Source organism: Mucilaginibacter sp. P4_A11, from assembly GCF_056402535.1.
In genome coordinates this window covers 474,581-500,538 of record NZ_JBFUHE010000001.1, presented here as the reverse complement: position 1 = coordinate 500,538, position 25,958 = coordinate 474,581, and the positions used below count along the sequence as shown (strand labels likewise).

Below are 25,958 nucleotides of genomic sequence, written 5' to 3'. Positions count from 1 at the left end.
CCTGCCCACCATGCTTCGACAGGCTCAGCATGACCCCTGTTTAAATTATGTCATGGGTAGGTACGAAGCATCTTCTTCGCCCTATATGTTCGCTTTACTTATCGAAGAAGATCCTTCGCTATCGCACAGAATGACAGGAAGTAGTCAACACTATTCCACCTTAACAACTTTAGTCCTTGCCGATATCCCATTTTCATTAAACGCCTCTATCTGAAAATAGTATGGCAGGCTTTTATCCATCCCGTTAAAGTAGTATTCATTTTTGCCGTAAACCATCATGCTGTTGTACAATTTATCCGGCGCTATGCCGAAATAAACAGTGTAACCTGTGGCATTGTCGTTCGGTTTCCATTTAAGCCAGGCGTTGCGGCGCTCGCTGTCTCCACGTAGCACGATCAGGTTTTGAACGGTATCAGGTTTTGCTCCCGCACCCTTTCCAAATACCCTTAAGCCCGATAGCGCGAATTTGCCGGTAGGCATGTGCAGGTTCACCATTTTTATATAACGGGCTTTTGTTGGGGTTTTTAGTTCGATATAGTCGTGCGGTACATCTTTACGATTTTTACTTTTGTCGATAAGGGGCTGCCATGTTTTGCCGTTGAGCGATGAATAGATGATATACTGGTGATATACGCCCAATGATTTACCCAAAAACTCCGCATCCTGATCGGCATAGTTTATTTGGATGGCATTTACGGTGCTGATCTCACCCAGGTCGGTTTTCAACCACTCGCCTTTATTCGCTGTTTTGGCGCTCCAGTAGGTTTTGATATCCTCATCAACGGCATTATTAGCGGTGTAAGCGCCAAGTGTTGATGAAACTTCGACCGGTTTATTGTAGTTGAGGATCATCCAGCCGGTAAAATTGCTTTTCAGGTGGTCTTCAGTACCGTTGGATAAATACTGCGGATAATCACAGTAAGATGTATTGCTGTACAGCACGCCATCCTGATCAAATCCCGCAGGCCAGAAACCGATACGGCGCTCGAAGTTATTTTTTACCGAGATGCCCATAGTACTGATATGCCAGTAGTTGCCATACTTATCCTGCCAGGTAGCACCATGCCCTGCACCTTTGGCAAAGCCTCCCGGTTTGTACGAGAAAGGATTGTGCTTTTGATAAGTGAAAGGACCAAGCGGATGATCGCCCACAAAAACACCATCGCCGTAGCCGCTTTGCTCGGTACCAGGTGCGCCGAATTGCAGATAATATTTGCCTTTATACTTGTTCATCCATGAGCCTTCAATAAAGGGCAGCAGGAATACGTTATCGTTATGTTCGCCAAAGCGCTCCCAGCCGTGCTCTTCTGGATTAAGCTTTACCATTTCCTTTTTAGGGCCGATTGGCTCGAAAGTATGCCTGTCTATCTCCTGTCCGTATAGCGGTAATGTATTGCTTGAGCCGTGGTAGATATAAACCCTGCCATCGTCGTCGGCAAACATGCCGGGGTCCCAGGCGCCAACTTTAAAATAGTCTTTGGCAGCTTTCCAGTCGTCATGCGTGGGGTTGGTACTCATCCAAAGCGTAAAATCTTTATTATAGGTAGAGCCGATCACCAGCAGGGTGTCGCCCAAAACCAATGTAGCGGGCGCACAAAGTTCATCACCCTTCACTTCATTATATGGGCGGACAAATTTGCGGTAAACAAAATTCCAGTTCAGCATATCATCGCTCCACCAGTAACCGAATTGGTTGGTGGAGAACAGGTAGTATTTCCCTTTGAACAGGGTCATGGTTGGGTCGGCCGTGGCGCGATGCTTGCCCCAGCTTGCAAAGGTTTCAAAGGGCGTATAACCATAATCAAGGTTGAGCGGGTTACAATAGGTAAGGCGTTTTTGTTGAGCGTTTACATTTAGCGTGGCACAACAAAACACCAACATCAGCAGGTTACGGGCTATTATTTTCATAAGGATATTAAAGGCTATAATTGTATTACAACAGGGCGCTAATATCAGTTTTTAAACAGCAATAAAAATGTTGTGTACTACTACATCTGTTTCACATCATAAAATATTTTATTATTGTGTGTTAAAAATACAATTAATTCGTACTTTCATCAGCGTAAGCCAGTTATCCTAAATATCGCTTTTATGAACAAGAAATACCTGCTGCTCTTCATCACGCAATTACTTTTCGCTGCCTCCGCCTTCGCACAATATCCCAAAATGGATAAGCTGCTTTACGGAGTAGCTTACTATGACGAATATATGCCTTACGAACGGCTGGATAAAGATGTGCAAATGATGAAAGCCTGCGGCATTAACGTGGTGCGCATTGCCGAATCAACCTGGAGCACAGAAGAGCCGCAGGATGGTGTTTTCGATTTTACCCATATCGACAGAGTACTAAACGCTATGCAGAAAGCGGGGATCCATGTTATCATAGGTACCCCAACCTATGCTGTGCCAACCTGGATGGTGAAAAAGCATCCCGAAATATTAGCCATCACTCCGTCAGGCCAAAACCAGTATGGGCCAAGACAAAATATGGATATTACTAACAAGGATTATCGTTTTTATGCCGAGCGTGTTATCCGCAAGATCATGGAACATGTGAAGGATAACAAGGCCGTGATCGGTTACCAGGTAGATAACGAAACCAAATCATATGGTACGGCAGGACCAAACGTACAGGCCTTGTTTGTGAACTACATGAAGGCGAAATATAAAACGCTTGATAACATTAACCATATTTTCGGGCTCGATTACTGGAGCAACCGGATTAATAACTGGGACGATTTTCCGTCGATGGTTAATACCATTAATGGAAGTCTTTCATCTGAGTTCGCCAAATTTCAGCGGCAATTGGTTACCGATTATTTAGCATGGCAGGCCGCCATAGTACGCGAATACAAACGCCCCGACCAGTTCATTACCCAAAACTTCGACCTGGAATGGCACGGCTATTCGTTCGGGATCCAGCCCGATGTTGACCACTTTGCTGCAGCCAAGGCTTTGGATATTGCCGGGATAGATATTTACCACCCCAGCCAGGATAAACTTACTGGCGTGGAAATTTCTTTTGGAGGCGATGTGGCCCGCTCCATGAAAGGCGGGAAAAACTATCTCACCATCGAAACTGAAGCACAGGGCTTTCCGCAATGGGTGCCGTATCCCGGTCAGTTGAGGTTGCAGGCCTTTAGTCATTTGGCGTCCGGGGCAAATATGGTGAGTTACTGGCCATGGCATTCTATCCATAATTCGGCCGAAACTTACTGGAAAGGTTTATTAAGTCATGATTTTGAACCCAACCCCGTTTATGACGAAGCTAAAACCATCGGCAAGGATTTCGACAGGTTGAGTTCAAAACTCATCAACCTGAAAAAGAAAAACGATGTAGCTATCCTGTTCAGCAACGAAGCCCTTACCGGCTTTAAAGCTTTCGGCTTTGGCTGGGGAACACGCACGGGCTACAATGATGTATTGCGCCAGTTTTATGATGGCTTATATCACATGAACGTGGGCTGTGACTTTGTTGATCCGACAAGTAAAAATATTGAAGATTATAAACTGCTAATAGTCCCCTTGCTTTATGCAGCTCCTGATAGCTTATTGAAACGCCTTAATGCCTACGTTAAAAACGGCGGGCATATCATTTACACCTGTAAAAGTGGTTTCGCCGATGAAAATGTGAAGGTGCGCACCACGCACCAGCCGGGCATTATTGACGAGGCTTGCGGTATTTACTACAGTCAATTCACCGAACCAAGTAACGCTTCTTTGAAAGCCGACGACTGGAACCTGAAACCCGAAGATAAAAAACTAAACACCTGGATGGAACTCATCACCCCTACCACTGCCAAAGTATTAGCTTATTATGATCACCCGGTTTGGGGTAAGTACGCGGCTATTACCGAAAACACTTATGGCAAAGGCCTCGCTACCTATATCGGCTGTTTACCTACCAGCGCTGTTACTGATAAATTATTAACCGATGCCGTAAAAAGGGTTGGCCTATGGGGTGCCGACCAGCAGATAGCCTGGCCTGTTATCACCAAGCAGGGTATAAACCAGGGCGGGAAAACAGTTCATTACTACTTTAATTATTCGGCTAATGAAACCAGCTTGACCTATCCTTACAACAACGGTAAAGAGTTATTATCGGGCGAAAGTATCAGCAAAAACAGCAATTTAAAACTCGAGCCATGGGGCCTGAGGATCATTGAGGTTAACTGATCAGGAATTAGCATTTCGGGTTTTTCTGAGAACGATCAGCGCGATAATACCGATAAAACTGAATACCCCCAGGATCCAGTAGCCTTTCGACTGAGATGGGTTTACCGTTTTCTGATCCGTACTTTGTTTTACACCGGCATCGCCGCTTGGTACGCTGGTTTTATCGCTATCCTGCAAAGTGCCTGTTCCGGTCCCGGATACAGTTGCAGCACCGGGTGCTCCCTGGCTTGATCCGTTTCCAGCACCTGCTCCATTAGCTTTGGTAGTTGATGTTGAAGTATCTTTGGATGATTGTGCCAATACAGGAACAGCAGCGCTAAGCGTTAATCCCAATAACAGCACAGTCAATTTTATTTTTAACGCTTTCATAGCATATAGTTTTAATGCAGGTTAGTTAAAACAATAGCTGTGCCAGTGATGGGGAATAATTTATTAAAATGCATTGATGAAATAAATGATAAACAAATAGAAAATGTCATTTCGACAGAGCATGGGATGACTTGAGCATTCGGGCGAAGGAGAAATCTTATACGCCTTACCAAACGGTTATATCAGGCGTATAGGATTTCTCACCCTTGCCTCGCTCGTTCCCGCCCGCCAAGGGTTTCGAAATGACATATTTTTTAATTTAGAGCGACTTTCAAACCCTTCAATTCCTCCTAAACTTTACATTTGCTCCCATGCAAACTCTACTCTACGAAGACCAAACTTTTACCAAAATAACTGCCGGCCAACTCAATGGTTCAACCTACGAAAACTGCAAATTCATCAATTGCGACTTTGCCAACGCTTTGTTTGCCGGTATCACCTTTGTTGATTGCCACTTTGATACCTGCAACCTGCTCCTTGCCGATTTAGGCAATACCGGCCTGCAAAATATCCGCTTTAAACATTGCAAAATTAGCGGCGTAAATTTTGGCAAAGCCAATGATTTTTTATTCGAAGTGCATTTTGAAGACTGTATTTTAGACAACGCCGTGTTTTATAAAAAGAAGAATAAGAAAGCTACCTACACCGATTGCTCGATGATTGAAACCGACCTTACCGAAGCCGACCTGAGCGATTGTAAGTTTAATAACTGTAATCTTAAAAACGCTTTCTTTAGTCGTACTGTATTAAAAAACGCAGATCTGAGCACCTCCTTTAATTTCATTATCGATCCGGATGATAATATCATTAAAAAGGCTAAATTCTCCCTTCACGGTTTACCGGGATTGCTTGCCAAATATGATATCCGGATAGGATAATATTTTGGATGCTTATTAGTTAATGTTATTGATTATAAACCTTATGCAAAAACTTATCCTGTTTTTTTCTTTTGTACTGATAGGTTCCGGAGCTTTAGCCCAGCGCGATACGGCTGCTTTTACCAAATTTAACAGCTTTAATAACGCGGTTTTAAACGGTGGCATAAAAAACGCGGAGGCGCAAAAGCAATTCGATTTAGTATTAAAACGAATTGCTTTACTGGAAATGATACGGGCCGAACTCATTCAGCCAAAACTGCAATGGGTATTCCCATTAAAAGGATATAATAGCAGCGCAATAGGCGGTACACACGGGAATGGTTATTTTGATAAAGGTTACCGTTATCTTGATGGAAACAAGCACGGCGCTCACCCGGCACATGATATTTTCATAAACGACAAAAACCAGGATTGTATCGATGACCATACCGGTAAACCTGTTGACGTGGTTAGTGTTGACGATGGTTGGGTGATAGCCTGCTGTAACGAATGGGAATCAAACAGTAATATGCGGGGTGGCAAATTCATCTGGATCTATCATCCAGCAAGCAAAATTTTTACTTACTATGCCCATAACAGCGCCATTTTTGTTCATCCGGGCAGTTATGTTACGCAAGGGCAAAAAATAGCCGAGGTTGGTCGTACAGGTTACAATGCTTATAAAAAACGCTCCCCCACTCACCTGCATTTTTCAGCATTTAAACTGGTAGACGGGATCCCTGTACCTTATAATCCTTATGAACAGCTAAAAAAAGCCAAAACATTATGAAAGCCCTGATCACCTGCCTGCTGTTGCTTTTAAATATCAATATTACGCCTCCTGATAATGTTGTTAAAAGGTTCGCGGTGCCGGCGGCGTATCATCGTATCACAGCTTCGCCCGGTAGTTTCGGGGCCTGGCTGCAGGCTTTACCATTAAAACCGGCAGGTACGCCAACCAAAACCTATAAAGGTGATATTGCCCGTACCGACGTTTACACCGCTGCGGTAATAGACATGAGCGTAGGTAACCAGGACCTGCAGCAATGTGCCGATGCAGTAATGCGCTTACGCGGCGAATACCTTTATCAGCAAAAAAAATACAGCGAAATTTCTTTCAACTTTACCAGTGGCTTTAAATGCGATTATGAGCACTATGCCAAAGGCTATCGCTACAAAAATGATCATTGGGTATTAAAAGCCAAACCCGATTATTCATACAATACGTTTTTAAACTATATGAACCTGGTATTCAGCTATGCGGGTACCTTGTCCCTGCAAAAGGAGTTAAAAACCGTAACCAATTCCAACGATGTAAAACCGGGGGATGTGTTTATCCACGGCGGATCGCCGGGGCATTGTTTTATTGTACTTGATGTAGTGGAAAATGCCGCCCATCAAAAGCAGTTTTTGCTGGCACAGAGTTTTATGCCGGCACAAAATATCCAGGTGCTGCAATACGGCTCGCCCTGGTTTGCCATGGATCAGCACAGCGGGATTTTATATGGAGAGCTTATCAGTAAAAATTACCTGAAACGATTTTAGGCGAAATGTTAGCGGATAGGTATTAAATTCGCGTTATTGCGAGTCAAAACAATTGTCATGAATGTTTAAATCTGACGGACTTTGAAGCTGGTCTTACCGTCCCATCAGGGTCTCTCGCAGAGGACCCTGATGTATACGCCATGCAGATTCGCTGTTTTGGATATCCTGATAGATGTTTAGAACGCGGTGAGCCTCAGGATTCTCTGCGAGAGGCCCTGAGGGAACATGAATGAATGTGCGGTGCTGATACTAAACTAATCAAAGGTAAAAATCACAAATGTTCAAACGGGCATGAGTTTACAGAGTAACTTTAATGAATAGAATATTTGGCATTATTTTAATTATAATCTCTATCATTTGGGGATTCTTATTTCTTGCGCTTGCAAGTGACAGTTTTACTAATGGAGTTGCTTTATTATTAAACCTTGTGGGATGTGGCTTTGGGGTGTTTTTTGGAATACGGATGATCGTTAAGAAAAATGAAGCTTAACGTCCTATCGGGGTCTCTCACAGATTTAGGTTTATCCACAAAATGTCACCAACCTGAATTTCAACACGAGGCACCTACGGAGCCGGAAAATATGCCCCTTTAGCGCTATAAACACGTGGCCCCGATGGGGCCGGTAATGTTTATAACATAATGAATATGACTGACGTGCCAAGCGGCCTCAGAGAGGCCACGTGTTTATAGACAAAATTTAAAGAGATATTGGACTCCAGCGGAGTCTCGTGATCGTAAACGTGCTTTTCAACCACTGTTTAGCACATATTTAGATTTTGTGGGTAAACTTAAACTCACAGAGGACCCTGATGTATACGCCACGCTGCTGCGCCCAAAAAACAATTTATACCGCTTTTATTGCCTATCACCTGGTTCTAAAATAGCGTTATCTATTACCATTATAAAATGAGGAAGCATATTGCCTGCAACCTTTATTGATTTTAATCGTCCCCCTATCCTAAATAATTTACCCTCGTAGCCCTTAAGCTCATCCCTTGTAATGGGTTTGGCAGGCACTATGCTTTCAAAAGTGAACAGATCCGTACCCTTTCTATTTGTTCCGGATATTGACAGGGTGTCGGTTTTGTTATCAGAACTTACAATATAATTGAGCCCGAATTTTAATGAAACTGTACGCGATGGCAAAAAAATGGTATGGCCTGTAAAACCGGTAACATTTTTTAATGCCTCATCCTTGGTTACTTTGCCCATATACATTAAACCTGCTTCAGAAGTAATATACATATACCTCACTATAGCGGGGGCATCATCATCCTGCTGGTTCGCCGGAACTTTCAGTAAAAGCATTTCAGATAATTTGGCGGATTCCTGCCAGTTTTCCTCGTTTAAAAATCCTATTAATTTTTGAAATTGCTCATCCGATATGAGTTCCTGGCCGCGTACTATGGTACAAAAGGCGAATACAAAAAACAGCAGGATTATGATTTTTTTCATAAAGTTTAGGCGGGATCTTTTTTGTTGCTCCCGCCTAAATTTACATCAAAAAATATATAAATAAAATGAAGGCTACCTTTTTTCAACCTTGTCATAAAACCCGCCAAAGCTGTTCATTTTCACAGCATCTTCATTGAAAAAATCGCCGGGAAAACCTAATTCAATCGCACTCACTTCATTCAGCTTTTTAAAATGCTCAGGAGTTAATTTGGTGTCAATTGCCTTAAGATTATCATTTAGCTGATCAATTTTAGTAGCGCCTACAATAGGGATACAGCTAAAGTCCCTGTCCATCATCCATTGCAAGGCAACGTGACTTTCGGATACCCCCAATTCGGCAGCAATGTCAACTACAGCTTCGGTAATGGTTTGGGCCCTGTTGTTACGGCGATTGCTTTCGGCTTTTACACGTCCCTGCTCACCGCGAAGATACTTACCTGTTAATGCGCCACCCGCTAACGGGGCCCATGGGGTAACGGTCATGCCATAATGTTTTGCCATCGGGATCAGTTCGCGCTCGGCTGTGCGGGCCAGCAGGCTGTACTCCACCTGTAAAGCAATGAACTGGCTCCAGCCCATCAGTTCGGCAAGGGTATTCCCTTTTGATACCACCCAGGCAGGCGTATCACTGATGGCGGCATAGGTTACTTTACCCTGTTTTATCAGGTCGTCCAATCCCCGCAGCACCTCATCAATTGGCGTAATGTTATCCCAAATGTGCAGGTACAACACATCAATAAAATCGGTTTTAAGTCGTTTAAGGCTCTCCTCCACACTCCGCATCATGTTTTTACGGTTATTGCCCGATGCATTGGGGTTAGTAGTATTATCCTTCAAAGTGTATTTGGTGGCCAGCACAAAATAATCACGGTCATGATTGCTCATGTATTCACCAACGATCTTTTCGCTGGTGCCCAGTTTGTACACGTTAGCCGTGTCAATAAAATTGCCGCCCGCATTGGCAAAGGCATCCATTATAGCAAAGCTGGCATCCTTTTCGGCTCCCCAGCCGCCTTCGGTGCCGAAGCCCATAGCTCCCAGGCATAGTTCAGAAACTTTGAGGCCCGAGCGGCCTAATAATTTGTAATTCATATATGTTGATGTTATTAACGTTTGTAAAACATATCAAAAAAACAGCATACTCTCAGAAACGAACGACAGAGCATTCTGAAGGCTTCCACAACTTACCATAGGTTGCAAAGTGCGCCTCCTAAACTGTAATATTCAACTACATTCTTTTACTCCAATTTTATCCCATTGTCGGCGCAATAAATATAATGACCCCTGCTATTGCAACTACCACCACGCCAACAGCTATACTGCCGCCCACCAGCACATAGTGCCATGGCGTATGCCTGTGCTTGTTTCTTTTAAAAGCTGCAAAGCGATATGCGTCTACATACGCTGAATCGCTAAGTAAAGTAGTGTCTTTTACGTTGGAGGCGCCTGGTTTAAAATAGTCGGAAGTTGCAGGTAATTTATGGCGATATGTTTTCCAGGTGGCCTCATCCAGCCTGAAGTTTTTGGCATCAATTCGGGCAGCTTTAATAACACTATCGCGACGGGTGTGCTGTCCCCATGCAAGAGATACACAAGCCGACAACAAAAATACCAAAACACTTTTTTTTAAATCTCTCTTCATTACTCGTGACTCGGTTATATTCCCAAACAATCCATATCCCAACTTTGTAATATTTAATACATCGCTAATATACCAATTATGAAAATCATCACCCTGCATACCGATACCGACATTAACCAATTATACCTGCTGCTTCACGAAAAACTTAACCCGCTATTTCATGAACAACGGCAAAGCGAACTGAATTTCACGGTTGGCCGCAAAAACGAATCTGTTGAAATTTCGCTGCCGGCTGTTTACGAAGGCGCACTTTTCAGTATCGCTATCAATGGCCATGAACTTTGGATCACCCGCAATGAGCATTATGTTGATGATGTAAATTCACTTACTGTTGAATCCATCCTCAACGACCTGTTTAGTAATATATCGGGGGATTTGGGAACAGACTTGGTACAGGAGGGTTAAATTTAAAAATATATCAAGAAGGAACCACCAAACAATCGTTTGACTACCCTACGTATGATTACCTCGCTCCTTACAATACCTTAAATTTCTGATTATCAGGCATATTTTAAAACATAAACATTACCTCCGGCCCTGGCTGTACGCTCATATTAACACCGGCCTTAGGCAAAAGGCTGGTGTCCGCTCCCACCCCTAATGCATTTGTCTGAGCAAAAACTCCAAAATCGAAAATCTCAAATCCGAAATCAATAAATTCACCCTCCTTGTCCTATTCCCCCATTGTCATTTGATATAGAGGCGTAATTCATATATTTATTAACCTTTAAAATTTAAAAAGATGGACGAATTCGTTTTAATTTTCAGGCACGAGGATGGCACTAAAGTAGCTTCGCCCGAACAGATCCAGATCTGGATGAAACAAACTATGGACTGGATTGGCGGCATTGCAGCGCAAAACAAATTTGTTAGCGGCACCGGTTTGCCCTTTGCAGACGCTAAAATTGTAGGTCACGGCGGCGTAGTAACCAACGGCCCCTTCGGCGAGATCAAGGAAACCATCGGCGGTTTCGTGATCGTAAAAGCCGAATCGGTAGATGAAGCCGTTGAATTTGCCAAAGGCTGCCCCGTACTACAAGGCGAAGGCAATACCGTTGAGGTGCGGAAAGTTGCAAAGAATGATGGGATGCATTAAAGCTTTATGCAAATAGGGCTGTCACCCTGAGCCTGTCGAAGGGTCGCGCGCAGAGGCCCGCCCACCATGCTTCGACAGGCTCAGCATGACACTCGTTTTTAATCATATCTTTCCCTCCCCATGCAAAACCCCGAGCTCATTCCCCATTTATTCCGTACCGAGTACCGTAAAATAGTATCGGTGCTGTGTCGCCGCTTTGGGTTTGGTGAGATGGAAACTGCCGAAGACATTGCCAGCGATACGTTCCTTACTGCTGCCCAGGCATGGAGCTATAAAGGCATTCCGCCAAACCCGACGGCCTGGCTTTATAATGTGGCGAAAAACAAGGCCAAAAATCATTTACAGCGCGATACCATTTTCGAAACCAAAGTATCGCCCGAGCTCCAAATCACAGCAGCCTACGAGCCGGATATCGATCTCTCGCCCCAAAACATCAGCGACAGCCAGTTGCAAATGATGTTTGCCATCTGTCACCCTGCTATTCCGCCCGAGGCACAGATCGGGCTTTCATTACGGATCCTCTGTGGTTTCGGCATAGATGAAATTGCCGAGGCTTTCCTCACCGGTAAAGAAACCATCAACAAGCGCCTTTTCAGGGCAAAGGAAAAGATCCGCAACGAAAAAATAAAGATTGAAATGCCCGGTCAGGCCGAGATTGATAACCGGCTTGAAAATGTGCTTACCACCATTTACCTGCTGTTTAGCGAGGGCTATTATTCGGTAAGTCAAAACCAGGTTTTACGTAAGGACCTTTGCTTCGAGGCCATGCGCCTTTGCCACATGCTTATCGAAAACGAAGGCACCAATAAGCCGCCGGTCAATGCCATGCTTTCGCTCATGTATTTCCACGCATCAAGGTTCGAGGCCCGTACCGATCAAAACGGCGGACTGATCTTATACAACGACCAGGATACCAACCTCTGGAACCAGGACCTCATAGCCAAAGGTGCCTGGCATTTAAACCTCGCCACCACGGGCACCCAATTATCAAAATACCACCTTGAAGCCAGCATAGCCTACTGGCATACCCAAAAAACGGATTCCAAAGAAAAATGGGAGAACATCCTTCAGCTGTATAACCGCCTGCTGCAAATAGCGTATTCGCCAGTAGCGGCACTTAACCGCACCTTCGCCCTTGCCAAAGCCAACGGCCCCGAACAGGCCATTATCGAAGCCGAAAATCTGCGCCTCACCGGCAACCAGTTTTACTACACCCTCCTGGGCCAACTCTATACCGGCATTGATAACGAGCAGGCTAAACTCAACTTTGAAAAAGCACTAACGCTGATAAAAACACCTGCCGATACCGCTGTTATACAAACCAAAATAGATAAGCTCGAAAACAGGTAAGACTTCCGAAGTTTTTGAAACTTCGGAAGTCTGGGTTTTGCAAGTTGTCGTACTCAGGATGAGAAATGACATTTGTCCCTTTGTCATGCTGAGGCACGAAGCATCTTCTTCGCCCTGTATAGCAGCCATGCTTGTTGAAGAAGATCCTTCGTACCTCAGGATGACAGTTTTTTTTGATTATCGTCAAGTTGAACTTGTTTCAACACGTCAATGCTAAGCCGCATGCTAAGCAAATTGCCTACCTTTCTTGTGGGGTGCTGAAACAAGTCACCCATGACATAATTAAAATAGGGGTCATGCTGAGCTTGTCGAAGCATGGTGGGCAGGCCTCTGCGCGCGAGTCTTCGACAGGCTCAGACTAACCACCCCTCTTTTGTCATTTCACCTTTAGAGTCCGCGGATTTAAAAACTCAGCATGACGGCGTGGAGATATCATTTCACATTTAGGGTCCACCTGATTTAAACACTCAGCATAACAATTGGTTTACTTAGGCAATCCACCTAAAAAGTCAAGCACATCCTGGCCTATTTCTTTGGCATGTGTTTCCAACGCAAAGTGACCTGTGTTGTAAAACTTAACGGTAGCATTTGGATTATCGCGTTTGTAAGCTTCGGCACCGGCAGGTAAAAAGAACGGATCCTTATTTCCCCAAACAGCTAACAGTTTAGGTTTATGCTCCCTAAAGTAAGCCTGAAATTTAGGGTACAAAGCTACGTTGGTACGATAATCGAGCATCAGGTCAAGCTGAATTTCCACATTGCCGGGGCGGTCGAGGGTTTGCTGATCGAGCGTGTAGCTTTCAGGTGCAATTAATGACGGGTCAGATACACCTTCAAAATATTGAAACTTGGTCATTTTTTCTTTTACGAAGTCCCTTAAAGCATCCCTGTTTTCCTTGCTCGAATCCTGCCAGTATTTTTGGATAGGGTTCCAGCCGGTGCTCAGGCCTTCTTCATAGGCGTTACCATTTTGGGAAATGATACCGGTTATTTTTTCGGGATTAGCTACTGCCAGTCGTAAGCCGGTGGGTGCGCCATAATCAAATATGTAAATGGCAAAACGTTTAAGGCCAAGCTCATCAATAAATGCTTGCATGGTGTTAGCCAGGTTATCAAAAGTGTATTTGAATTGGGTATGATCTGGAGCATCTGAATAACCAAAGCCGGGCAGGTCGGGAGCAAGTACGTGATACTTTGTACTTAAAGTTGGGATCAGGTTCCTGAACATGTGCGATGACGTTGGGTAACCGTGCAGCAACAAGATGGTTGGTGCATCTTTAGCCCCTGCTTCGCGATAAAAAATATTTAAGCCATTGGCTTTGATGTTGCGGTAATGAATTTGATTAGTTTCCATGGTTTGAGTTTTTGAAGTTGAATTTTGCTTTGATTGCGCGTTAACCCTGCTGGTAATTACAACAGCTACAATCATACTTAATATCAGGTTTTTAGTTTTCATTTTTTCTGTTTTGATGATTCAAAATTAATATCGATATTTGATTATTAAAAACGATTAATAACGATACTTAAAATCATAAATAGTGATTTATGAATACTAATGATCTGAAGATATTTGAAGCGGTAGCCACCAACGGGAGTTTCACCAAAGCTGCCGAAGCTATGTTTACCGTACAGTCAAACGTAACGGCGCGTATTAAAAATTTGGAAGAGGAATTTGGAGCCGATCTGTTTACCCGCACCTCGCGCAAGGTAGCACTAACCAGTGCTGGTGAAACGCTGATGCAATACAGTAAGCAGATAGATCACTTGATGCAGGAAGCTAAAAAGGACATTAAAAAGTTTAACCAGGTAAGTGGCAGCCTTAAAATAGGCTGTATTGAAACCACCATGGCCTTTAAGGTTCCGGATATCCTTAGCCGCTTCACAGAGGCTTATCCTGACGTGGACCTGGAGTTTAAATCACAAATGCGCAGCGAGCTCATCACCGATGTGATCAATTATAAACTCGATGCGGCCTTTGTATCGGCCCCCATCAATTCGCCCGAGCTGGAGCAACTGCACATTAAGGAAGAGCAACTGGTGATCCTTGCCCCCGCGCAAGGCCCCGAGCTTAAGGAATTACTTGCTACCCAACCGCTCAAGATCATTGTATTTGACCAGGGTTGCGTTTTCCGTGCCCGGTTAGAAGCATGGCTTAATGCCAAAGGCATCATCCAGTATAAAAGCATCGTACTTAACTCGCTGGAGGGGATCATTAATTTTGTAGAAGCCGGTCTGGGGATCAGTATCCTCCCTGCCGAGCTGATTGAGCAATATTACGCAGGTCGCAAGCTTAAAACACATACCCTCAATAAAGAACTGGGGACTATGTCGACAGTGCTTATCTACCGTAAAAATGTACCGCAATCAAGAGCCTTGAAGGCTTTTGTGGAAATGTATTGATCCCTGTACTTTTTATTAACATTCAAAACCTTAATTTGCAGTATAATTCCGGCAACGATAATCACCTGTTCCTTATAAACCCCATTACGGTATGGAAAACAATATCGGCACAAAAGAAAGCCCAATGGCACTAAAAACACCGCCACTAACTTCTGATTATACCATGCACCTGGATACTAAAGACGGCAAGCCTATATTGGTTTGTACCGTTGGTAAAACAGTGCTCCACTATGATCACCGCTGCCTGGCCGACCTGCATGTCATGTTAACCGCGCACGGCGGCTGGATGGAACTCGGCAGCGCCGACGAGCAAAAGCCCGCTAAAGAGGGAACAGTTGAGGCCTGGGGACGTTCGGAAACAAATCCCGTTGGAGGATGGTATGGTTTAAAAAAGGGGCTTCGCGGTCGCTTTGCCATGTACGTACCTCCCCTGATGGAAGCTTTAGGCATGGTTGAATTAACTCATGAGCCTAAGGGAAATAAAGTAAAAGCGAAATAAGAAAAGCGGAATGCTACCCGGCTTTTCTTATTTCGTACGCTTAACTGCCCACGCTTTATATTGCAAGGTTGTTCTATTCGCTCAATGTAGGATCATTCACTATCCCTGCAAATAATATTAGTCCTGTTTTCATTTCCCTGATCGCGAAAATAAATGGCTTGTTAAAAACATTGGTCGCCGGTGCTGCTGTGTTTACAATACCAACCTCTGTTACTGCCGCTGCTTCGGTGCCGTCCTCATTCACATCAATATAAGCTTTATGCTTTACCTCACTAATGGCAAGGCCACCCGCAGCGTTGATCCGGCTAAAATCGGCCAGATCACTAAACGCTATGCTCATGCCTAATGATTTTAAAATATCATTCAGGGTAATGTCGTAACTGAATTTAAACTTAGGAAGGGTAACTTCAGATTTGGTAGCTGTAAGCTTACTCATCAAAAAGTTCCATTTGGTTGAATCCAGGCCCAGGGCAAAAGTTTTCACATTTTCGTCGGGCATGATCATCACCATGCTGTATTTGCTGTTGCTGTAAGGTAATTCGATCACGTTAGTTCCATTGTCATAAGCTGTTTTAAGGTCAATTCCCCTGTTGGTCATGAAATCTGCTTGCACTGTGCTGCTGTTGGCGAGGTGAAATGGCGCTTTATAAGTTTTGGCGGCATCAAAACGGGTTTTCCAACTGCTTTTAAAATAAATAGCATTAATGAGATACATACGGGCACCATCGGCAATCTGGTCGATAATCTTAGGGATCTTGTTATTGGTTTGCCCACTCACCCAACCGTTGATGGCATTAAGCGATACCGCAGCGTTTTTAAAGTCGAGCGCTTTTACCTCGGCATTATAAAAATCAGTATTGGTTTTCAGAAACGCGGGCAGTGGCGTAAAATCATTGGCGTACCAAATTGAATTAGCAATTTTAAGCGTTGTGTTTGGATCCAGGTCAGGAAGATTTGTGATCAGGTTATGATAATAGCTGTTCACCTGCTCTTCTGTAAAACGGTCAAACTCCATGGTTTTCCGGATATCTGTAAGGGTTTGTCCATTGGCGCCGTTGCTGGTCATGCCTATGGCAAAACCTGCGCTTAACGGTGAAATAATCAGGTTTTTATTATTAGCGATGGTTCCAACATCCGCTTTAAATAACTTTAAGGTAAAAGCATTACCGGGCCCAATTTGTTGTTTTTCTGTTGCCGAAAGCACCAGGTCTTTTCCCGGATCATTGTTAACATGACTTACACCGCCTTTTTTGCAGGCAGCTAATGTTAAAATTCCAACACAAAGCAAGGTTAGTTTGCGCATCATAGTTGATAGGTTTATAATTATCATTACGATTTACAAATCACTTATGATACAGCATGTTAAAAAATTTACATCAAAAAAAAGCATAACAATTTTTTAACGCCTGTGTTTACAAAAACGCAGTAGTTTAGTCTTTTAAAAAAAACGTATTTATTCCATGCGAAATCTATTTAAAACCGCAACTCTTATCCTGCTTGTCTCAACCGGGCTCAATGCCTCCGCACAAACCCGTAAAGCTGTTTTTATTATTGCCGATGGCATCCCTGCCGATGTAATTGAGAAACTGAATACCCCTAACCTGAAACTGATAGCTAAACAGGGAACCTATCTCCGTGCCCATGTTGGCGGCGAAAAAGGTGGGTACTCGCAAACACCTACTATATCGGCCAATGGCTATAATAGTTTGCTTACCGCAACCTGGGTAAACAAACATAATGTTTGGGGTAATGATATTAAAGCACCTAATTACAACTACTGGAACATATTCAGGATGTTTAAAAACGTCTATCCCAACAAAAAAACAGCCGTATTTAGCAGTTGGACAGATAACCGCACCAAACTGATAGGCGATAAACTACCCGAAGCCGGTAACATCCATCCTGATTATGCTTACGATGGCTACGAACTGGATACCGTAAAATTTCCGCATGATAAAGCCGGGAATTATATGCACCTTATTGATGAGCAGGTAGCAGCATCGGCAGCAAATTGTATTAAAGATAAAGCACCCGACCTTTCATGGGTGTACCTGGAATATACTGATGATATGGGTCATAAATACGGCGATAGCCCGCAATACTATGATGCCATTGAAAAAATGGATGCGCAGGTTGGTAAGATCTGGGCTGCTATACAATACCGCAAACAACATTTTAAGGAAGACTGGCTCATTTTTGTTACTACAGATCATGGCCGCAGTGAAGCAACAGGTAAAGATCATGGCGGTCAAAGCAACCGCCAACGCTCAACCTGGATGGTTACCAGCTATCGTCCGCTTAATAATTATGCTAAATATTATACACCGGGCATTGTTGATATAACGCCCTCTATCAACAGCTTTTTAAATGTAAAAGTCCCTGAAACGCAGTTACGCGAAATAGATGGGATATCGCTTATCGGTGCAGTATCTGTAGCGCAGCCCACAGCCAACTACGTACAAGGTTCATTGGATATCACCTGGAAAGCAATTGACCCTAAGGGCAATGTAAAGATCTGGGTAGCCGCCGGTAATACTATTAAAGAAGGCAAAGCCGATGAATATAAATTATTGGCTACCGTACCCGTTACCAACGAGCATGTGTTGGTTGATGTTAAAAATACGCCCTCTAAATTTTATAAAGTTGCCATAGAAGGGTTGAATAATACGGTGAACAGGTGGGTTATATTGGAGGAGAAGAAATAGATCTACAGGTGTCGGGCAGCCCGGGGCAAACTGGTACGTCATTACTAAAATATAAGCTAAATCCCCTTCTTTGCGTAATGCAGAGAAGGGGATTTACGCTTTATGGCTCAATAAACATTTCAATGTTATCATCTTCAATCCAAAATACAAACTACTTTGTATTGTGCACCCTGCACTGGCTCCGTAAACTTGTGATATAAAAAACAACCCCAAACCACAATGAAAAAGCCACAATTATGTACCCCTGGTGTAACACAGGCAAACAGCACGCCAGATCTTATTATCAAAGGCATCGTAAGCCTGTTTAACTCATTATTGTATTTAAAAAACCAGAATTGCCCGTTGCTTTTTTGCCGGTAAATTGCATACATTAGATCATTGCCGGATAGCGTTGATCTGTTGACCACAACCATTGACACCTTACCTAACCTGTTTACTAAAATGATCTTTAAAACCAATATACGGGCACTCATTTGCTGTGTTGTTATTGCATTTTGTTTGAGTGTAAAACCTGCTTTCGGTCAAAACCAGTTTGAAAGGGAGCTTACGCAAAAAATAGATGATTTTTTAGCTTCTGTACCTCAAACCAACCTGCAAACTACCCAGGCACAAAATGAGCTTTACCCCAGCGACGCCCCAGGCGGTATCCTGATACCATCGGGCTTTGGCGGATACGGTACTTATTTGTTTGGAGGTATCGGCGCAACTTATCCCGAGGCATACAGAAACAACAAAGCCGACCTGATTACCTCGGTAGGCGCATGTGTTGGAAACCCGGCAAAAGCAGTGAACTTTGCTGCCAGTTTAAATATGACGGATGTGCACAAATTCAGGGACTTTTCGGGAAATTTTATTGTAAGCCGTAAATTATTTGCCGGAACAAGTATATCAGCAGGCGCATTGCAAATGTTTGCCAACGCAAGGCAATCGGATGCTCCGGGCTCAACTTTCTATTTAGCTGTAAGCCATGCCATACAAACTATTAAATCGTTAACTCCAGGTTGTTCGAGGCTTAGTTATACAATAGGTGTAGGCAGCGGCAGATTTTATGAAAAAAGCCCCAAAGATATCGCAGCAGGCAGGGGGAAGCATGGAACAGCTGTATTTGGCAGCATATCCTATGAGCTTATCCAGCACGTAAATGTAAATGCGGAATGGACGGGCATGAACCTTGGCGTTTCGGCAGGGATCAGGCCATTCCCGGCACCTTTAAGTTTAGCGGTGGGGGTTGCAAACCTTACCCGGTATACCAATGATAAAGCCAATATAATGTTTTCTGTCGGTTACCCGCTCTCCCTAAACCGACAATAACCCTCTTTCGGTAAAAGCGTAATTATTTCATTAAAACATATAAATCTATGAAAAAGATAATCATAGCAGCATTAGTCGTGTCCGTAACTTTGGTCATAAGCACCAAACGGGCCTCTGCGCAAAGCAGTAACAATCAATCCGACTGGAACGTACCGCCGCCAATTCCGCCGTATACACCGCCACCACCGGTAATACCTCCACCTGTATTGCCGCCGCTGCCTCCGCCGCCCTATAAGCCTGTTATACCGGTTCCACCAATTAAGCCGCCCAATATCCCCCCAACTCCGCCGCCACCGGGACCAGGGCCGCATATGCCGCCGCCAACCCATATGCCGCCACCAACGCACATGCCACCGCCTACTCATATGCCGCCACCAACCCATATGCCACCGCCTACGCACATGCCGCCGCCTACCCATATGCCAAGTCATTAACAGGTATATGAACACTGATTTCTATTTTAAAAACTGTGAGGACTAAACAAACAGATTAAGTATGAAAAAATACATGTTCAATACAAAAACAGCTTTAACTGCCTTACTGCTGTTTATTGCCTGCTCAGGCAATGCTCAACGCCGTGGGCTTTTGTTTAAGCAGGGCGATGAGTACAATAAAACAACTTATATAAATGCGGTGAATGTATTACAGCGGGGAAATCAAATGTTCAATATCAGTACAACATCTTCAGTTTCAAAGCACTACAAAGTAACCAGCGTTACCGAAACCGGCTTTATTTTAACTGTTACCACAAAGCGGGTTACTGATACGATGGACGCGTTTAATAAAAAACTGGAATATGACTCAGATAAATCTGCCGATACCAGTTCATACATCCAGATGGCGCTTCAAAGCCTCGTTGGCAAATCAGTAACACTTACTATCGATAAAAACGGGGTCATAACTGATGTGAATGATCCGGATGAGCGATACGCCACCGATACCCTGTTGTTATTTGCAGGCTTTAAACAGGATCAGTTCAAAACAGGTTCACGTTTAGATTTAGTTGCTGATAATTCGGCTGCATTAAAGACAGGTGCAAGCTGGACAAGCAACCTATCGCCCGGCAACGAGAAAATAAACACTACTTATACGGCACAGCAATCGGCAGAACCTGATAAGTACACCAACCTGATGCTCACCAGCACATCATCGTCGCCAGAACAAAACAGCAATATGAATGGCGTACTGGTGGTAGATAATTTTTCGGGAATGGTATTGGTTGCATCGCTAAAAACAGCAACGCTTAGTTACAAATTTGTTAATGATGTTACTTATTCCCTTAACCGGCGCACCGAGGTTTTGGAAAATTGCACAAAAATAAACTAATACAATGCAGGAAATCTTGCATTCCAAACATAGCTTTTACCGAAAGCTGTACAAGATACATTAGTCCCGAACGTAGGGGTACAATAGGGGCTATTGTTAAAAGAGCAGGCTATGCGGTTAAGCCAACGCATATGCCTCTCTTTTTTGTTTTATCTTTTCCAGGCTATACTTAATGCAACTTCATTCTTTTAGCCGCTGCGGGATGCAAATAATTATTGTCGCTCAGCCAGTCGGCCATACGCTGTGGCCAGGTACTGATGCTTTGCAGTTTTGAACGGTTGCCCATATTAAAGCCATGATCGCCCTGGGTATAAATATGCACCTCAACAGGTATTTTTGCTTCGCGGTAACGCTGCAATAGTTTCACCACCGATGGCGAGCAGCAAACATCATCATTGGCTGCCAACAAAAACGCCGGCGGGGCATCATATGGTAATTGATCAGGAATGTAAAGCGGCCCGGGATAGATCTGGATCAAAAACGACGGACGCGCACTTAACCTGTCTATCGGATCTGTTGCTTTCGGATCACCTTTACCCTCGCCATAAGCAACCATATCAACCACCTCGCCACCTGCCGAAAAGCCCATCATCCCTATGCGATTTGTATCCAATCCATATTCCGTTGCTTTGCTGCGTACCAGCCGCATAGCGCGATAGCCATCCTGTTTGGCATGCACGTCAATTTTGTATGGCGATAGCGTATCCCTGCCTAAACGGTATTTCAACACAAAAACCGTAACACCTAAACTATTAAGGTACTTAGCCGGATCAACCCCTTCAGCAGTATATACCAACAACCGATGACCGCCGCCCGGGCATACCACCACTGCGGCACCATTGGCTTTATCCTTCGGCGGTAAAAAAACAGTAAGCGACGGGTTATGGATATTTTTCACCCAATAATCCTTAGCCTGTTCCGGTTCATTGCGGCGGTTCTCAAAACCCGGTGCTCCGTTTGGCCAAAGCGGGATAACAGCATCCTGGGCTTTGCCCGCAAAAGGTAGCGCAAGGAGCATCAGGAATAGGTAAGTACTTAGTTTTGTTTGCATAAAGTAAATATACTTTATAACCGAAGGTTTGGCGTTAATGAACTAAACTTTTACGTTAGTTATTGGTTAAATTTGAGTAGCTCATGGTTGATAGATGATGGTTCATGGTTTGACAAGCAGCAATTTGCTAATTTACTCTTTGTAAACCGGTTAGTCCCGTGATCTGTGAACTATGATCCATGAACAGTTAAGAAAAAACTTATGGCAAATTTCCAGGAAATAATAGCATCAGAAACACCGGTACTGGTCGATTTTTCGGCCGAGTGGTGTGGCCCTTGTAAAATGATGCCGCCTATACTGCATGATGTAAAAACAGCGTTAGGTGATAAGGTAAAGATCATCAAAATAGATATCGATAAAAACCCGGCAGCGGCAAGCGCTTACCGCATACAAAGTGTGCCTACCCTCATGATTTTTCAAAATGGGCAAAGTAAATGGCGCCAAAGCGGTGTAGTGCAGGCAAGGCAACTGCAGCAGGTGGTGGAGCAGTTTTTATAGCCTCACCCACGACCCTCTTCAAAGGAGAGGGAGTTATACAATTTATTGAAGCTTATAATTTTAACATATCAGCTCAAAAGTCCTCTCCTTTGGAAAGGATTTAGGTGAGGCATATTAAATCCCAATCAACATGGCAACTATCGAAAGCATCCAGAGCTCGTATATTGATTATGTATTAACCGAAGGCGAGCAGCCTAAGTCGGTTTATATATTCGCTAAGCACAATGAAATGAGCGAAGCTGAGTTTTACCAGTTTTATGGCTCGTTTGAGGCGGTTGAGCAGGGCATATGGGCAAGCTTTGCCACTAAAACATTAGCCGAGATCCGTGCCCAGGAAGTTTGGGAGGGTTACACATCGCGCGAGAAAGCTTTATCATTTTTTTACGGCTTTTTTGAATTACTAAAAAGCAGCCGCAGCTTTGCGGTTTACAGCATTAAAAAACAGCCTAAAGGTTTTACAACTCCAAAGGTATTCAGCCCGCTGAAAGACATTTTTGAAGGCTTTGCGGATGAGATCCTGAAGGAAGGCATCGAAAGTACCGAACTGAGCGACCGTAAGTACTTCTCAAAAAAGTATAAAGATGCTTTATGGATCCAGTTTGTCTTCGTGCTTAATTTCTGGATCAATGATAATTCGGCAGGCTTTGAAAAAACCGACGAGGCTATTGAAAAAGGCATTAATGTAACTTTTGATCTTTTCCAGCGTTCACCTATCGACAACCTTTTTGAGTACGGTAAATTTTTGGTACAGAACGGCGGGATAAAAGATAAGATGGGATTTTGAGATTATGACAGATGAAACTCAGGGAGCCACTCCCGAACAAAATAGTATACCTACTACCAAAGTACAGCGGTCGGCCAAATTTGTAACAACAGGCATTAAAATTGGCGGCAATTATATTAAGCATTATTCCAAAAAGCTGTTCAATCCCGATCTGGATAAATCGGAACTGAACGAGGATAATGCAGCCGATATCTATCAATCATTAAGCGAGCTTAAAGGCAGTGCGCTTAAAGTAGCGCAAATGCTCAGCATGGATAAAAACCTGCTGCCGCAGGCTTATGTTGATAAGTTTACCCAATCGCAATACAATGCACCGCCGCTTTCCGGGCCACTTATTGTGCAAACGTTTAAGAAGTACTTTGGTAAAAACCCAGATCAGATTTTTGATAAGTTCAATATCCGCTCAACCAATGCTGCTTCCATAGGCCAGGTTCACCAGGCCGAGTTAAATGGTAAAAAACTGGCCGTTAAAATCCAATATCCCGGTGTGGGTGATTCTATTTCATCCGATCTGAAACTGGTTAAGCCGTTCGCCTTCCGGATGCTGGGCATGAGCGAAAAGGAGCTGGATGTATACATGAAGGAGGTAGAAGAGCGCCTGCTGGAAGAAACTGACTACGAGCTGGAAGTGCGTCGTTCCATTGAGTTTTCCAACGCCTGTGCTAATCTTGAGAATGTTGTTTTTCCAGGCTATTACCCTGAGCTAAGCAGCAAACGTATCATTACTATGGACTGGCTGGAAGGCAAACACCTTAAAGAGTTTTTAGCTACCAATCCATCGCAGGAGCTGCGCGATCAAATAGGCCAGGCTTTGTGGGATTTTTATAATTTCCAGCAACATGAACTTCGTGCCGTACATGCCGATCCGCACCCCGGCAATTTTATGATCACGCCCGAAGGTAACCTGGGGGTTATTGACTTTGGCTGCATTAAAGAAATGCCTGAAGATTTTTATTACCCCTTCTTCTCCCTTACCTCAACCAATTTATTGGACAACAAGGAAGAAACCATTAAGGCATTCCGCCAGTTGGATATGATCCACAAAGATGATACCCCGGTACAGATCGAGTTTTATTATACCCAGTATAAAGAAATGATCAGCCTGTTCGCCCTGCCGTATATCACCGATACTTTTGATTTTAGCCAGACAGCTTTTTTTGATCAGTTATATGGTTTTGGCGAACGCATTTCTAAAATGCCTGAGTTTAAGCAGGCCCGCGGCGTAAAACATTTTATTTATGTAAACCGCACCAACTTCGGGCTATATAACATTTTGCATGAGTTAAAGGCTAAAGTCAAAACGGATACTTTTAAGCCGCATGTGGTGCTGGAGTATTAGGAGGCAGTTAGCAGTTTTGAGTTTACGGTGGGCAGCAATTAAATAATTCAGCTATATTTGAGTGACCTATAGCCGTATATGAAAGTATTATACTTATTGTTAATAGCCTGTTTACTGGCAGCCTGCAAGTCAAAGCCGGCCAAAGTAAATGCTGATTCGTCTAAAATCAAGCCTGTTAAAATTCTTTCAGCTTCTTATAAAACTTCAAGTGCGGTTAAACCAACCGCCAATGACACCTCTGAAACTGATGACATGGCCAATCAATATGAAGATTATTATATTGTAGTTGCCGATACAGGTATTAGTTATTATTCATTGAGGGATAAAATGTTCGAACTAAATAAATCGTCAGGTATCCCTATTGATACCATGGACAGGCATTACAATAAGGCCAAAGACCTGATTGCTCTTCCGGATAACTATGATGATGATATTTACGCCGGCGAATATTACCCCAGACGAGAACCCTCCAATACGTTAAGTCTTGAGTATCTTGATACTTACAAACCCGGATCTGGTCAAAAAACAATAGCCCTTGTAACCGGCATTTACGAAACTAAAGCCAGTGCCGATAGCGCATTGATAGCTATAAATAAGTCCGAAACAGCCTTCGCATTTAAATCAAAGGTTTACATTGGTTGTATGCATTAAATCACTACTTGCCTGCCTTACTGAACATGGGATTAAAAGATTTTAAAAAGATCATTGTCACTGAATTGAACAATACACTTAACCCATTAGGCTTTAAACGGGCAGGCAATATATTTTCAAACACAACAGATGACCTTGTTTACTACATAGCATTGCAAAGCAGCACAAGTTCAACCGCCAGTCAATTAAAGTTCACCATTAATATTGATATCAGATCACAAAAATTATATCAGCTATATGAATCAATGCTTCCTTTCAATGCTCAGGATCACTACAGGTTCCGTATAGGAAGATTTATCGAGCCTCAAACCGACAAATGGTGGTTGGCCGATGATGACAATTCTGCGATACTGGCGGCTGAAGAAATTAATACATTGATAGTTCAAAAGGTTCTTCCGGAATTTTCGCACCTGAAATCTGTGAAAGATATTTATGCCCTTTGGAAACAAGGCAAGGGTACGGGTATAACGGAAGGAGCAAAAAAAAACTATATGCAACTGTTGGAACAGGCTAATATCTTAAACAAATAATTTTACAACACCAATAATATCCCCCATGCCAATACTCCAAAACACATTCGTCCATCACGTACATTTCTGGCTTAAAAACAAAGCCGATAAAGATAAACTGATAGAAGGGCTAAACCTGCTTATCCCGATTCCGCACATCCGCGATATTCATTTCGGCGTACCTGCCGATACCAACCGCGATGTGATTGATCGCTCATATGACGTATCGCTATTAATACTGTTTGATACCCCCGAAGCGCAGGAAGCCTACCAGGTTGATCCTACCCACATAATATTTGCCGAAGAATATGCAAAACCACTATGTAGTAAAGTAGTGGTAGTGGATAGTGTAAATATTTAAGCTCCGATTAAAATAAATAAGGTTAAATGGTAT

General features: G+C 43.5%; 28 protein-coding genes. 20 read left to right on the top strand and 8 right to left on the bottom strand.

All coding sequences use genetic code 11. The features are described 5' to 3' along the window. Positions 1-150: 150 nt before the first annotated feature. Positions 151-1,908 carry a family 43 glycosylhydrolase gene (locus AC1DUD_RS02270; RefSeq protein ID WP_477371052.1) on the bottom strand — a complete coding sequence of 586 codons (1,758 nt, stop codon included), beginning with the start codon at positions 1,906-1,908 and terminating at the stop codon, positions 151-153. A 183-nt stretch (positions 1,909-2,091) separates the two neighbouring features. On the opposite strand from AC1DUD_RS02270, the gene AC1DUD_RS02265 reads away from it, so the two are divergent. Further along, positions 2,092-4,176 carry a beta-galactosidase gene (locus AC1DUD_RS02265; protein WP_477371049.1) on the top strand — a complete coding sequence of 695 codons (2,085 nt, stop codon included), beginning with the start codon at positions 2,092-2,094 and terminating at the stop codon, positions 4,174-4,176. Here the strand turns inward: AC1DUD_RS02265 and AC1DUD_RS02260 are convergent, their stop codons facing one another. Beyond that, positions 4,177-4,545: a hypothetical protein gene (locus AC1DUD_RS02260; protein WP_477371046.1), complete on the bottom strand. Its 369-nt coding sequence runs from the start codon at positions 4,543-4,545 to the stop codon at positions 4,177-4,179. Positions 4,546-4,856: 311 nt separating this feature from the next. On the opposite strand from AC1DUD_RS02260, the gene AC1DUD_RS02255 reads away from it, so the two are divergent. The 4 genes from AC1DUD_RS02255 to AC1DUD_RS02240 all read left to right on the top strand — a co-directional run bounded on the left by AC1DUD_RS02255 (position 4,857) and on the right by AC1DUD_RS02240 (position 7,437). After that, the gene (locus AC1DUD_RS02255; RefSeq protein WP_477371043.1) at positions 4,857-5,423 is read left to right on the top strand and encodes a pentapeptide repeat-containing protein; all 567 of its coding nucleotides are present in this window, start codon (positions 4,857-4,859) and stop codon (positions 5,421-5,423) included. A gap of 43 nt (positions 5,424-5,466) precedes the next feature. Continuing rightward, positions 5,467-6,192: a M23 family metallopeptidase gene (locus AC1DUD_RS02250; RefSeq protein ID WP_477371040.1), complete on the top strand. Its 726-nt coding sequence runs from the start codon at positions 5,467-5,469 to the stop codon at positions 6,190-6,192. Next, entirely contained in the window at positions 6,189-6,947 is a 759-nt protein-coding gene (locus AC1DUD_RS02245; RefSeq protein ID WP_477371037.1) for a DUF4846 domain-containing protein, read from the top strand. The genes AC1DUD_RS02250 and AC1DUD_RS02245 overlap by 4 nt, the downstream gene beginning before the upstream one ends. Before the next feature lie 313 nt (positions 6,948-7,260). Next, on the top strand, positions 7,261-7,437 hold the full coding sequence (locus tag AC1DUD_RS02240; RefSeq protein ID WP_477371034.1) for a hypothetical protein: 177 nt from the start codon (positions 7,261-7,263) through the stop codon (positions 7,435-7,437). 366 nt (positions 7,438-7,803) lie between these two features. On the opposite strand, the gene AC1DUD_RS02235 is transcribed toward AC1DUD_RS02240, so the two are convergent. The 3 genes from AC1DUD_RS02235 to AC1DUD_RS02225 form a co-directional block, all read right to left on the bottom strand. Further along, complete coding sequence (locus AC1DUD_RS02235) at positions 7,804-8,403, bottom strand: hypothetical protein (RefSeq protein ID WP_477371031.1); 600 nt, start codon at positions 8,401-8,403, stop codon at positions 7,804-7,806. 72 nt (positions 8,404-8,475) lie between these two features. Next, positions 8,476-9,495 carry an aldo/keto reductase gene (locus tag AC1DUD_RS02230; protein ID WP_477371028.1) on the bottom strand — a complete coding sequence of 340 codons (1,020 nt, stop codon included), beginning with the start codon at positions 9,493-9,495 and terminating at the stop codon, positions 8,476-8,478. Positions 9,496-9,652: 157 nt separating this feature from the next. After that, positions 9,653-10,045, bottom strand: a complete 393-nt coding sequence (locus tag AC1DUD_RS02225) for a hypothetical protein (protein WP_477371025.1) — start codon at positions 10,043-10,045, stop codon at positions 9,653-9,655. A 78-nt stretch (positions 10,046-10,123) separates the two neighbouring features. On the opposite strand from AC1DUD_RS02225, the gene AC1DUD_RS02220 reads away from it, so the two are divergent. The 3 genes from AC1DUD_RS02220 (at position 10,124) to AC1DUD_RS02210 (ending at position 12,491) form a co-directional block, all read left to right on the top strand. After that, complete coding sequence (locus tag AC1DUD_RS02220) at positions 10,124-10,450, top strand: hypothetical protein (RefSeq protein ID WP_477371022.1); 327 nt, start codon at positions 10,124-10,126, stop codon at positions 10,448-10,450. 337 nt (positions 10,451-10,787) lie between these two features. Next, on the top strand, positions 10,788-11,141 hold the full coding sequence (locus tag AC1DUD_RS02215) for a YciI family protein (RefSeq protein ID WP_477371019.1): 354 nt from the start codon (positions 10,788-10,790) through the stop codon (positions 11,139-11,141). A gap of 120 nt (positions 11,142-11,261) precedes the next feature. Further along, on the top strand, positions 11,262-12,491 hold the full coding sequence (locus AC1DUD_RS02210; protein WP_477371016.1) for an RNA polymerase sigma factor: 1,230 nt from the start codon (positions 11,262-11,264) through the stop codon (positions 12,489-12,491). Between the two features lie 484 nt (positions 12,492-12,975). On the opposite strand, the gene AC1DUD_RS02205 is transcribed toward AC1DUD_RS02210, so the two are convergent. Further along, positions 12,976-13,947, bottom strand: coding sequence for an alpha/beta fold hydrolase (locus tag AC1DUD_RS02205; RefSeq protein ID WP_477371013.1), 972 nt, complete (start codon positions 13,945-13,947; stop codon positions 12,976-12,978). A gap of 89 nt (positions 13,948-14,036) precedes the next feature. On the opposite strand from AC1DUD_RS02205, the gene AC1DUD_RS02200 reads away from it, so the two are divergent. Together AC1DUD_RS02200 and AC1DUD_RS02195 are read left to right on the top strand one after the other, a co-directional pair. Next, positions 14,037-14,891, top strand: coding sequence for a LysR family transcriptional regulator (locus AC1DUD_RS02200; RefSeq protein ID WP_477371010.1), 855 nt, complete (start codon positions 14,037-14,039; stop codon positions 14,889-14,891). A 91-nt stretch (positions 14,892-14,982) separates the two neighbouring features. Further along, complete coding sequence (locus AC1DUD_RS02195; protein WP_477371007.1) at positions 14,983-15,390, top strand: DUF6855 family protein; 408 nt, start codon at positions 14,983-14,985, stop codon at positions 15,388-15,390. Between the two features lie 73 nt (positions 15,391-15,463). On the opposite strand, the gene AC1DUD_RS02190 is transcribed toward AC1DUD_RS02195, so the two are convergent. Continuing rightward, entirely contained in the window at positions 15,464-16,696 is a 1,233-nt protein-coding gene (locus tag AC1DUD_RS02190) for a serpin family protein (protein WP_477371004.1), read from the bottom strand. Between the two features lie 154 nt (positions 16,697-16,850). Between AC1DUD_RS02190 and AC1DUD_RS02185 the strand changes: the two genes are divergently transcribed. The 4 genes from AC1DUD_RS02185 (at position 16,851) to AC1DUD_RS02170 (ending at position 20,732) form a co-directional block, all read left to right on the top strand. Further along, positions 16,851-18,095, top strand: a complete 1,245-nt coding sequence (locus AC1DUD_RS02185) for an alkaline phosphatase family protein (protein WP_477371001.1) — start codon at positions 16,851-16,853, stop codon at positions 18,093-18,095. A gap of 378 nt (positions 18,096-18,473) precedes the next feature. Further along, positions 18,474-19,406 carry a hypothetical protein gene (locus tag AC1DUD_RS02180; RefSeq protein WP_477370998.1) on the top strand — a complete coding sequence of 311 codons (933 nt, stop codon included), beginning with the start codon at positions 18,474-18,476 and terminating at the stop codon, positions 19,404-19,406. A gap of 47 nt (positions 19,407-19,453) precedes the next feature. Further along, positions 19,454-19,840 carry a hypothetical protein gene (locus AC1DUD_RS02175; RefSeq protein WP_477370994.1) on the top strand — a complete coding sequence of 129 codons (387 nt, stop codon included), beginning with the start codon at positions 19,454-19,456 and terminating at the stop codon, positions 19,838-19,840. A 61-nt stretch (positions 19,841-19,901) separates the two neighbouring features. After that, on the top strand, positions 19,902-20,732 hold the full coding sequence (locus tag AC1DUD_RS02170; RefSeq protein ID WP_477370991.1) for a DUF6263 family protein: 831 nt from the start codon (positions 19,902-19,904) through the stop codon (positions 20,730-20,732). A 169-nt stretch (positions 20,733-20,901) separates the two neighbouring features. Here the strand turns inward: AC1DUD_RS02170 and AC1DUD_RS02165 are convergent, their stop codons facing one another. Then, positions 20,902-21,783, bottom strand: a complete 882-nt coding sequence (locus AC1DUD_RS02165; RefSeq protein ID WP_477370987.1) for an alpha/beta hydrolase — start codon at positions 21,781-21,783, stop codon at positions 20,902-20,904. Between the two features lie 201 nt (positions 21,784-21,984). Between AC1DUD_RS02165 and trxA the strand changes: the two genes are divergently transcribed. The 6 genes from trxA to AC1DUD_RS02135 all read left to right on the top strand — a co-directional run bounded on the left by trxA (position 21,985) and on the right by AC1DUD_RS02135 (position 25,925). After that, positions 21,985-22,281: a thioredoxin gene (gene trxA, locus AC1DUD_RS02160; protein WP_243485359.1), complete on the top strand. Its 297-nt coding sequence runs from the start codon at positions 21,985-21,987 to the stop codon at positions 22,279-22,281. Between the two features lie 130 nt (positions 22,282-22,411). Continuing rightward, positions 22,412-23,065 (top strand): TetR family transcriptional regulator C-terminal domain-containing protein, encoded by a 654-nt coding sequence (locus AC1DUD_RS02155; RefSeq protein ID WP_477370984.1) that lies wholly within the window; start codon positions 22,412-22,414, stop codon positions 23,063-23,065. A 4-nt stretch (positions 23,066-23,069) separates the two neighbouring features. Then, positions 23,070-24,404, top strand: a complete 1,335-nt coding sequence (locus tag AC1DUD_RS02150) for an ABC1 kinase family protein (RefSeq protein WP_477370981.1) — start codon at positions 23,070-23,072, stop codon at positions 24,402-24,404. 78 nt (positions 24,405-24,482) lie between these two features. Continuing rightward, positions 24,483-25,055, top strand: a complete 573-nt coding sequence (locus AC1DUD_RS02145) for a hypothetical protein (protein ID WP_477370978.1) — start codon at positions 24,483-24,485, stop codon at positions 25,053-25,055. Positions 25,056-25,081: 26 nt separating this feature from the next. After that, positions 25,082-25,585: a DUF4304 domain-containing protein gene (locus AC1DUD_RS02140; RefSeq protein WP_477370975.1), complete on the top strand. Its 504-nt coding sequence runs from the start codon at positions 25,082-25,084 to the stop codon at positions 25,583-25,585. 25 nt (positions 25,586-25,610) lie between these two features. Next, positions 25,611-25,925 (top strand): Dabb family protein, encoded by a 315-nt coding sequence (locus AC1DUD_RS02135; protein ID WP_477370972.1) that lies wholly within the window; start codon positions 25,611-25,613, stop codon positions 25,923-25,925. Positions 25,926-25,958: the final 33 nt, after the last annotated feature.

Excerpts from the sequence above, each read along its gene's own strand:
- AC1DUD_RS02220 (WP_477371022.1), top strand. The coding sequence starts at position 10,124 with ATGAAAATCATCACCCTGCATACCGATACCGACATTAACCAATTATAC.
- AC1DUD_RS02155 (WP_477370984.1), top strand. The coding sequence starts at position 22,412 with ATGGCAACTATCGAAAGCATCCAGAGCTCGTATATTGATTATGTATTA.
- AC1DUD_RS02250 (WP_477371040.1), top strand. The coding sequence starts at position 5,467 with ATGCAAAAACTTATCCTGTTTTTTTCTTTTGTACTGATAGGTTCCGGA.
- AC1DUD_RS02225 (WP_477371025.1), bottom strand. The coding sequence starts at position 10,045 with ATGAAGAGAGATTTAAAAAAAAGTGTTTTGGTATTTTTGTTGTCGGCT.
- AC1DUD_RS02185 (WP_477371001.1), top strand. The coding sequence starts at position 16,851 with ATGCGAAATCTATTTAAAACCGCAACTCTTATCCTGCTTGTCTCAACC.
- AC1DUD_RS02190 (WP_477371004.1), bottom strand. The coding sequence starts at position 16,696 with ATGATGCGCAAACTAACCTTGCTTTGTGTTGGAATTTTAACATTAGCT.
- AC1DUD_RS02255 (WP_477371043.1), top strand. The coding sequence starts at position 4,857 with ATGCAAACTCTACTCTACGAAGACCAAACTTTTACCAAAATAACTGCC.
- AC1DUD_RS02265 (WP_477371049.1), top strand. The coding sequence starts at position 2,092 with ATGAACAAGAAATACCTGCTGCTCTTCATCACGCAATTACTTTTCGCT.
- AC1DUD_RS02195 (WP_477371007.1), top strand. The coding sequence starts at position 14,983 with ATGGAAAACAATATCGGCACAAAAGAAAGCCCAATGGCACTAAAAACA.
- AC1DUD_RS02200 (WP_477371010.1), top strand. The coding sequence starts at position 14,037 with ATGAATACTAATGATCTGAAGATATTTGAAGCGGTAGCCACCAACGGG.
- AC1DUD_RS02205 (WP_477371013.1), bottom strand. The coding sequence starts at position 13,947 with ATGAAAACTAAAAACCTGATATTAAGTATGATTGTAGCTGTTGTAATT.
- AC1DUD_RS02150 (WP_477370981.1), top strand. The coding sequence starts at position 23,070 with ATGACAGATGAAACTCAGGGAGCCACTCCCGAACAAAATAGTATACCT.
- AC1DUD_RS02270 (WP_477371052.1), bottom strand. The coding sequence starts at position 1,908 with ATGAAAATAATAGCCCGTAACCTGCTGATGTTGGTGTTTTGTTGTGCC.
- AC1DUD_RS02175 (WP_477370994.1), top strand. The coding sequence starts at position 19,454 with ATGAAAAAGATAATCATAGCAGCATTAGTCGTGTCCGTAACTTTGGTC.
- AC1DUD_RS02170 (WP_477370991.1), top strand. The coding sequence starts at position 19,902 with ATGAAAAAATACATGTTCAATACAAAAACAGCTTTAACTGCCTTACTG.
- AC1DUD_RS02215 (WP_477371019.1), top strand. The coding sequence starts at position 10,788 with ATGGACGAATTCGTTTTAATTTTCAGGCACGAGGATGGCACTAAAGTA.
- AC1DUD_RS02230 (WP_477371028.1), bottom strand. The coding sequence starts at position 9,495 with ATGAATTACAAATTATTAGGCCGCTCGGGCCTCAAAGTTTCTGAACTA.
- AC1DUD_RS02145 (WP_477370978.1), top strand. The coding sequence starts at position 24,483 with ATGAAAGTATTATACTTATTGTTAATAGCCTGTTTACTGGCAGCCTGC.
- AC1DUD_RS02260 (WP_477371046.1), bottom strand. The coding sequence starts at position 4,545 with ATGAAAGCGTTAAAAATAAAATTGACTGTGCTGTTATTGGGATTAACG.
- AC1DUD_RS02140 (WP_477370975.1), top strand. The coding sequence starts at position 25,082 with ATGGGATTAAAAGATTTTAAAAAGATCATTGTCACTGAATTGAACAAT.
- AC1DUD_RS02165 (WP_477370987.1), bottom strand. The coding sequence starts at position 21,783 with ATGCAAACAAAACTAAGTACTTACCTATTCCTGATGCTCCTTGCGCTA.
- AC1DUD_RS02235 (WP_477371031.1), bottom strand. The coding sequence starts at position 8,403 with ATGAAAAAAATCATAATCCTGCTGTTTTTTGTATTCGCCTTTTGTACC.
- AC1DUD_RS02210 (WP_477371016.1), top strand. The coding sequence starts at position 11,262 with ATGCAAAACCCCGAGCTCATTCCCCATTTATTCCGTACCGAGTACCGT.
- AC1DUD_RS02135 (WP_477370972.1), top strand. The coding sequence starts at position 25,611 with ATGCCAATACTCCAAAACACATTCGTCCATCACGTACATTTCTGGCTT.
- AC1DUD_RS02245 (WP_477371037.1), top strand. The coding sequence starts at position 6,189 with ATGAAAGCCCTGATCACCTGCCTGCTGTTGCTTTTAAATATCAATATT.
- trxA (WP_243485359.1), top strand. The coding sequence starts at position 21,985 with ATGGCAAATTTCCAGGAAATAATAGCATCAGAAACACCGGTACTGGTC.
- AC1DUD_RS02240 (WP_477371034.1), top strand. The coding sequence starts at position 7,261 with ATGAATAGAATATTTGGCATTATTTTAATTATAATCTCTATCATTTGG.